Genomic DNA, 6,276 nt, shown 5'->3' with positions numbered 1-6,276 from the left:
AACGGTTGGAGTTGACTGGTACTAATAGGCCGAGGGCTTGTCCTCAGTTGCTCGCGTCCACTGTGTAGGTTCTGAAGTAACGACCTGTGTGTTGCCGGGTTGGTTAACTTCATAGTGTTTCGGTGGTTATTGCGTTAGGGAAACGCCCGGTTACATTTCGAACCCGGAAGCTAAGCCTTTCAGCGCCGATGGTACTGCAGAGGGGACTCTGTGGGAGAGTAGGACGCCGCCGAACAAATTTTCAGCTCCGGTCCTTGAACCTTTTGGTTCAGGGACCGGAGCTTTTTTGTTTCATTTTTGAAAGAATGCCTCGTTCCCCGAGTTTCGTCTTGGGGAACGAGGCATTTTTGCGTTCCAGGATAGTTGTGGGTCGTGGAGTAGGCCCGGCAGCTTTGCCGTCGTCTCTGTAGACCGGTGCGTAGAACTCTCTGGACCTGGGTGCCGATCGTTGTCGGTGGTCGTACCGGCAGTCGTAGCGCAGCGGCGGTTGTAATAGGCGGTGGGGGCGACAGAGGAAAATCTCCGGGAAGCGGAGGGGGTAGGGCCGGACTGTGCGGGTCGGATGCCTGTTTCGGGGCTCGGGCGCTGGTCGTTCCGCCAGGTCCAGGGGTAACAGGGGCTGCTGTGTCGCCTTGTGGTGTCTGTGGGAGCGCTGTTAGAGGCGGCCGGTGGACTTCAGGGAGAGGTAGGCGTCGGCCAGGTCGGGGGCCAGGCAGGCGGGGGTGGAATCGATGACCGTGACGCCGTGGTGGCGGAGGCGGTCAGCGGTGCGGCGGCGTGCGGCGCGGGTCTGCTCCGCGGCAGCGGCTGCGTAGACGGCCTGGGGGGTGTGGCGGCCGGCAGCCATTTCCTCGATACGGGGGTCGGCCACGGCCGCGACGATGAGTTCGTTGCGCTGGGTGAGGCCGGGGAGGACCGGCAGCAGGGCCTCTTCCACGGGGGCCGCGTCGAGGCCGGTGAAGAGAACGATGAGGGACCGGCGCGGGGTGCGGCGGCGGATTGCGGCGGCCAGGCCACGGGCGTCCGCCTCGACGAGTTCGGGTTCGAGGGGCGCGAGGGCGTCGGTGAGCGCCGGGAGAAGATCGCGGGCGGTGCGGCCCTGGACAGAGGCTCGTACGCGGCGGTCGTAGGCGAGCAGGTCCACGTGGTCGCCGGCGCGGGCAGCGAGGGCCGCGAGCAGCAGGGCCGCGTCCATGGAGGCATCGAGGCGGGGGATGTCACCGACGCGGCCGGCCGAGGTGCGGCCGGTCTCCAGGACCAGCAGGATGCGGCGGTCGCGTTCGGGGCGCCAGGTGCGGACGGCGAGGGTCTGCCGACGGGCGGTGGCCCGCCAGTCGATGGAACGGGTGTCGTCGCCGGGGACGTAGTCGCGGAGGCTGTCGAATTCGGTGCCCTCGCCGCGGGTCAGGATGCTGGTGCGGCCGTCGAGTTCGCGGAGCCGGGCGAGCTTGGCGGGCAGATGCTTGCGGCTGGTGAAGGGAGGCAGGACGCGCAGGGTCCAGGGGATCCGGTGGCTGCCCTGGCGGGCTGCCAGGCCGAGTGGGCCGTACGAGCGGACCGTGACGCGGACGGCGTGGTGATCGCCGCGCCGGGTGGGGTGGAGCGTGGTCGTCAGGCGCCGGCGTTCGGCGCCGGGGATGCGCACGATGTGGCGGGAACGGGGGAGATCCGAGCCAGGCTGGAAGGAGCTGGGGGGCCAGGCGTCGCGGATCTGGGCGCGCAGTGTACGGCGGTCCGGGTTGGTGATGGTGAGGTGCGTGTGGGCTTCACCAGATAGTCGAACGGTTGTTTCACCGGATCGGGTGAACTGGAGCTTTCGCACTGGCGCGGCGAGGGCCAGATCGCACAAAATTCCTATCAGCAGGGCGAGTTGGACGGTGAGGAGGCCAAGCCAGCTGGGAAGGACGAAGCCGACGAAGAGGGCTCCGAGTGCGGAGATGAGGGCGGTGCGTCCGGTCAGGGCCACGGCGTCGTCTCAGCGGGGGACGGGGAGGTGGGCGAGCACGGCGTTGATCACGGAGTCCGCGCTGACTCCCTCCATCTCCGCTTCGGGGCGGAGCTGGACGCGGTGTCGGAGCGTGGGGAGAGCGAGGGCCTTGACGTCGTCAGGAGTGACGTAGTCGCGGCCGGTCAGCCAGGCCCAGGCCCGGGATGTGGAGAGCAGGGCAGTGGCTCCTCGGGGGGATACACCGAGGGAGAGTGAGGGGGATTCGCGGGTGGCACGGCAGATATCGACTATGTAGCTGGTGACCTCGGGGGAGACGGTGGTCTTGGCGACCGCGGCTCGGGCCGCATCGAGGTCGGCGGCCGAGGCGACGGGGCGGAGACCCGCGGCGTCCAGGTCGCGTGGGCTGAAGCCGTCCGCGTGGCGGGTGAGGATGTCGATCTCGTCCTGCCGGGCGGGTAGCGGCACCGTCAGCTTCAGCAGGAAGCGGTCGAGTTGGGCCTCGGGGAGCGGATACGTGCCCTCGTACTCCACAGGGTTCTGGGTGGCGGCGACGAGGAACGGGTCGGGGAGCGGACGAGGGGTGCCATCGACGGTCACCTGGCGCTCCTCCATGGCTTCGAGCAGGGACGCCTGGGTCTTGGGGGGCGTGCGGTTGATCTCGTCGGCGAGAAGGAGGTTGGTGAAGACAGGGCCCGGCTGGAAGGAGAATTCGGCGCTGCGGGCGTCGTAGACCAGGGAACCGGTGACGTCGCTCGGCATCAGATCGGGGGTGAACTGAACGCGCTTGGTGTCGAGTTCGAGAGCGGCCGACAGGGCGCGTACGAGCAGGGTCTTGGCGACGCCCGGGACGCCTTCGAGGAGCACGTGCCCGCGGCAGAGCAGCGCGACGACCAAGCCGGTGACGGCGGGGTCCTGGCCTACGACGGCTTTGGAGATCTCGGTGCGCAGGGCCTCCAGCGAGGCTCGGGCGCTGTCAGCGGTCGGGGTGCTCACGAGGGGCGTGCCTCTCTTGGGAAACGATCGAGGTTTCGAGTGCGTCGAGTTGGTCGGCCAGGTGCACCAGAGCCTTGTCGTCCGCGGGTGCCGGGCCGAAGAGCAGGGCGTGGAGGCCGGGTCCGGTGCCGGGGGCGGCGGTCAGGTGGGCGTGGACGGCCGGGAGGAGGACGTCGGGGGTGTGGGCGTGTGCGGGGGGCACGCCGATGAGGGGCGCGATCCGGGTGCGGGTCGCGGAGCGCAGGACGGTCGAAGCCCGGTCGCGGGCGCCGGCCTGTTCGTAGAGGCGGGCATGGCCCTCGGTGGTCTCGGCGGCCGGGACGGTGACGGGGAGACGTTCGGTCACGAGCGGACCGAGCCGGCGGGCGCGCCACAGGGCCGCGAACGTGGCGGCGAAGGCGAGTTGGAGCAGCCCCCAGCGCCAGCCGGAGGGGATGAGGTCCAGGAATCCGTGCTGCTCGGCAGGGGCGGACGAGGGGTCGCTGACAGAGGGGAGGTACCAGACCACATGGTGATGAGCACCGAGGAGCTGAAGGGCCAGCGAGGCGTTGCCGCGCTCGGCGAGGCGGTGGTTGAACAGGAAGTCGGGAGCGCCGAGGAGCACGGTGTCGCGGCCGGTGTCCGGGGCCGGCAGGCGCAGCAGAGTGGGCAGGCCGCCGCTGGAGTAGCAGCGGTCGGCGGTGCCGTCGGGCTTCGCGTAGCGCAGGCCGCCCATCAGGGCGCCGCCGGCGCGGCGGGCGGCGGGCAGCGCGCAGGAGGGCCGGCGCGTCGAGACACCGACCTTGGATTCGGCCCGTACGCCCGGTGCGAAGGCATCGAGGGCGGTGGGGCCGGGGGCGAGCAGGACGGTGCGGCCGGCGGTGTGGGCGGTCGCGGTCCGCAGACCGGTCAGCTGTCGTGCGGTCAGGAGGTCAGGGTCGGTGATGAGGAGGGTAGTGTGCGGGCCGGCAGCCGCTGCGGCTTCCTCGACGGTGGTGGCGACCTGGGTGGTGATGCCGTGGGCGGTGAGCAGTTGGGCGAGCGCCAGGCTGCCGGCCCGGTCCGGGGAGCGGGGATCGAGCCGGCCGTGCCGCTCGCCGGATTGCAGGGCCGCGAGCACCACACCGGTGACGACGAGCAGGAGGAGCGCGAGCAGCAGCCCCCGGGACCGGGTCCACAGGCGGCGGGCGGTCGGGGAGAGCGAGGTGGGATCCGTGGCGGCCGTGGTCATCCGCGGCTCCCGGGCCGGGCGGTGACCAGGTGGGGTTTGGCGTGCTGTACCTCGGTGTCGAGGGCGCTCACGAAGGCGTACTCCGGCTCCGTTGCGGAGCGTCCGCCGTATGTGACGTCGTCGAAGGTGCGGGCCGCGGTGCGCAGCCGGCCGGCATGGGCGGGCAGTGTCCGGCCGGCTTCGGTGGCGGCCTCGTCGGCGGTGCGCCCCGGGCCGGGGGTGAGCAGAGCCCGTTCTTCGAGGGTGAGGACGAGGGCGCGCATGCGTTCCTGGACGGCCTGGCTCCAGTGGCCCGTTGCGGCGTGCCGGTCCGCGGCCGACCGGTGTTCGGCGGCGGTGCGGGGGGTGTCGGCGAAGAGTGCGCCGCTGGTGGTCGGGGTACGGCGTATCGCGCCGAGCCGCAGTCGGAGGGCGACGATGAGCAGCAGGACGAAGGCGGCGATGGCGAGGAGCCCGATCCAGCCGCCCGGTGTGACCCCGGCGGCCGCGCGGAACAGCTCGTCGACGCGTTCCCAGAACCAGCTCAGGGCCCGCTGGAACGGGCTGGGATCGTGCTGGTGGTACCGCGGGTCGGACAGTTCGCGCTCCGCCGCCTCGCGGGCGGGGACGCGCGGGATCCTCACCGGTATGTCGTCGCCGGAGCGCGCTGTCGGGCGTCCGAGTGCGGTCGTGCTCCCCGCCGTGGTCACCGCATCAGCTTCCCGGCGCGGTGTCGGTGGGCTGCTGCCCGGGGCCCTCCGCGGGGGTGTGGGGGCTGTCGGGCGTGCCGGTGCCGCCGGGGGCGGTGGGGGGCGCGGCGGGAGTGCTCGTGCCGTAGCCGGGGAGGCCGGCGGCGCGGGCGAGTTCGAGGTCGAGTGCCTCGCGGCGGATGCGCTGGTCCATGTAGAGGAGCGCGGTGACGCCGGCGCTGATCGGGAGGGTGACGGCGGAACTGATGACGGCGCCGATGCCCAGCACGATCAGGAACGTCCAGCCGGTGTCGGAGCCGGTGCCGTTCGCCCAGTCGGTGAGGCTCTCGCCGCCGAAGAGGACGGCGACGAAGGTGGCGGGGATCTGGACGATGAGCTCGACGACGAAGATCAGGATGTACGCAAGGAGCTGGATGCCCAGCACTCGCCACCAGGAGCCGCGTACGAGCTTGGCGGAGCGCTGCATGGACGTGATGACGCCCTGCTTCTCCAGCATCAGCGCGGGGGCGGCGAGGCTGTAGCGGACCCACAGCCAGATGCTGACGGCGATGGCCGCCAGTCCGCCCAGGAGGGCGAGGATCACAGCGACGGGCGACGGGGTCAGAACGGCCAGGATGAAGCCGGGGGCGAGGCCGATCACCGTGACGGCCCCGATGATCACGGGGAGCAGGAGAAGCAGGCCGAGGAGGCGCGGGAGCTGGCCGCGGGCGTCCCGCCAGGCTTCCGCGGTGGTCGCCGAACGGCCGAGGACGGCGCGGCTGACGATCATGGTGAGCAGCCCGGTGGCGATGAGGGTGGCGAGCAGCCTGATGAGCCAGGTGACGCCGGAGCCGGCGAGCGCAATGCCCATTTCGTGCAGAACATCGCCCGGCCGGAGGTCGGCGCCGTTCTCCATGGAGGGCAAGCGGCCGACGCTCGGGAACCACACTGTGGTGACGAGGGTGACGGCGGTCTGCGAGACGACCGCGACGAGCAGTGCGATGGAGAGCACGGCGCGCCAGTGGGCGCGCATGGTCGAGACCGCGCCGTCGAGGATCTCGCCGACGCCGAGCGGACGCAGGGGGATGACGCCCGGCTTGGCGGCCTGCGGTGCCTGGGTCCAGCCGCCACCCCACCCGGGGCCGCCACCCCACCCGGGCTGATGGCCGGGGCCGGGCGGGCCGCCCTGGCCGGAGGCGGCGCGCTCGCGGTTGCCGGGGCCGCTCTGGCCGGGAATGCGGGCGGGGGCCGACCACTGGCCGGCGGGCGGCTGGTGCGTGGACCAGTTCGGGGGAGGCGGCTGCTCGGCGGAGGCCGGCCGGTCTTCCGGGCCGGGTGGCTGGGTGGGCTGCTCCTTGGCGCCGCGGTCCGGCTCGTCGGAGGGGGCGGATCCGGGCGAGGCCCAGCCCGGAGAGTTGTTCATCGTCGCTCCTTCTTGCTGCCCGGTCGCCGCGGCG

The 6,276-nt window shown here is 71.6% G+C and carries 5 protein-coding genes and 1 rRNA gene; 1 reads left to right on the top strand and 5 read right to left on the bottom strand.

Features of this window, described 5'->3' with window-relative positions:
- Positions 1–118 precede the first annotated feature (118 nt).
- A 5S ribosomal RNA gene (rrf, locus tag ACLJWH_RS32160) occupies positions 119–235 on the top strand.
- A 420-nt stretch (positions 236–655) separates the two neighbouring features.
- On the opposite strand, the gene ACLJWH_RS32155 is transcribed toward rrf, so the two are convergent.
- From ACLJWH_RS32155 to ACLJWH_RS32135, 5 genes are read right to left on the bottom strand one after another with little or no spacing between them, the layout of a single operon-like run.
- Entirely contained in the window at positions 656–1,966 is a 1,311-nt protein-coding gene (locus ACLJWH_RS32155) for a DUF58 domain-containing protein (protein ID WP_411145280.1), read from the bottom strand.
- 9 nt (positions 1,967–1,975) lie between these two features.
- Positions 1,976–2,941, bottom strand: coding sequence for an AAA family ATPase (locus tag ACLJWH_RS32150; protein ID WP_411145279.1), 966 nt, complete (start codon positions 2,939–2,941; stop codon positions 1,976–1,978).
- Complete coding sequence (locus ACLJWH_RS32145) at positions 2,922–4,151, bottom strand: DUF4350 domain-containing protein (protein ID WP_411145278.1); 1,230 nt, start codon at positions 4,149–4,151, stop codon at positions 2,922–2,924. The genes ACLJWH_RS32150 and ACLJWH_RS32145 overlap by 20 nt, the downstream gene beginning before the upstream one ends.
- Positions 4,148–4,840: a DUF4129 domain-containing protein gene (locus ACLJWH_RS32140; RefSeq protein ID WP_411145277.1), complete on the bottom strand. Its 693-nt coding sequence runs from the start codon at positions 4,838–4,840 to the stop codon at positions 4,148–4,150. Before ACLJWH_RS32140 ends, ACLJWH_RS32145 begins: the two co-directional genes overlap by 4 nt.
- 4 nt (positions 4,841–4,844) lie before the next feature.
- Positions 4,845–6,242, bottom strand: coding sequence for a hypothetical protein (locus tag ACLJWH_RS32135; RefSeq protein WP_411145276.1), 1,398 nt, complete (start codon positions 6,240–6,242; stop codon positions 4,845–4,847).
- Between the last annotated feature and the right edge of the window lie 34 nt (positions 6,243–6,276).

Source organism: Streptomyces sp. x-80 (genome assembly GCF_046549095.1).
Taxonomy (GTDB): Bacteria; Actinomycetota; Actinomycetes; order Streptomycetales; family Streptomycetaceae; genus Streptomyces; species Streptomyces celluloflavus.
Note: the sequence above shows the minus strand (reverse complement) of the source record. Positions and strands in the feature narration are given on the sequence as shown.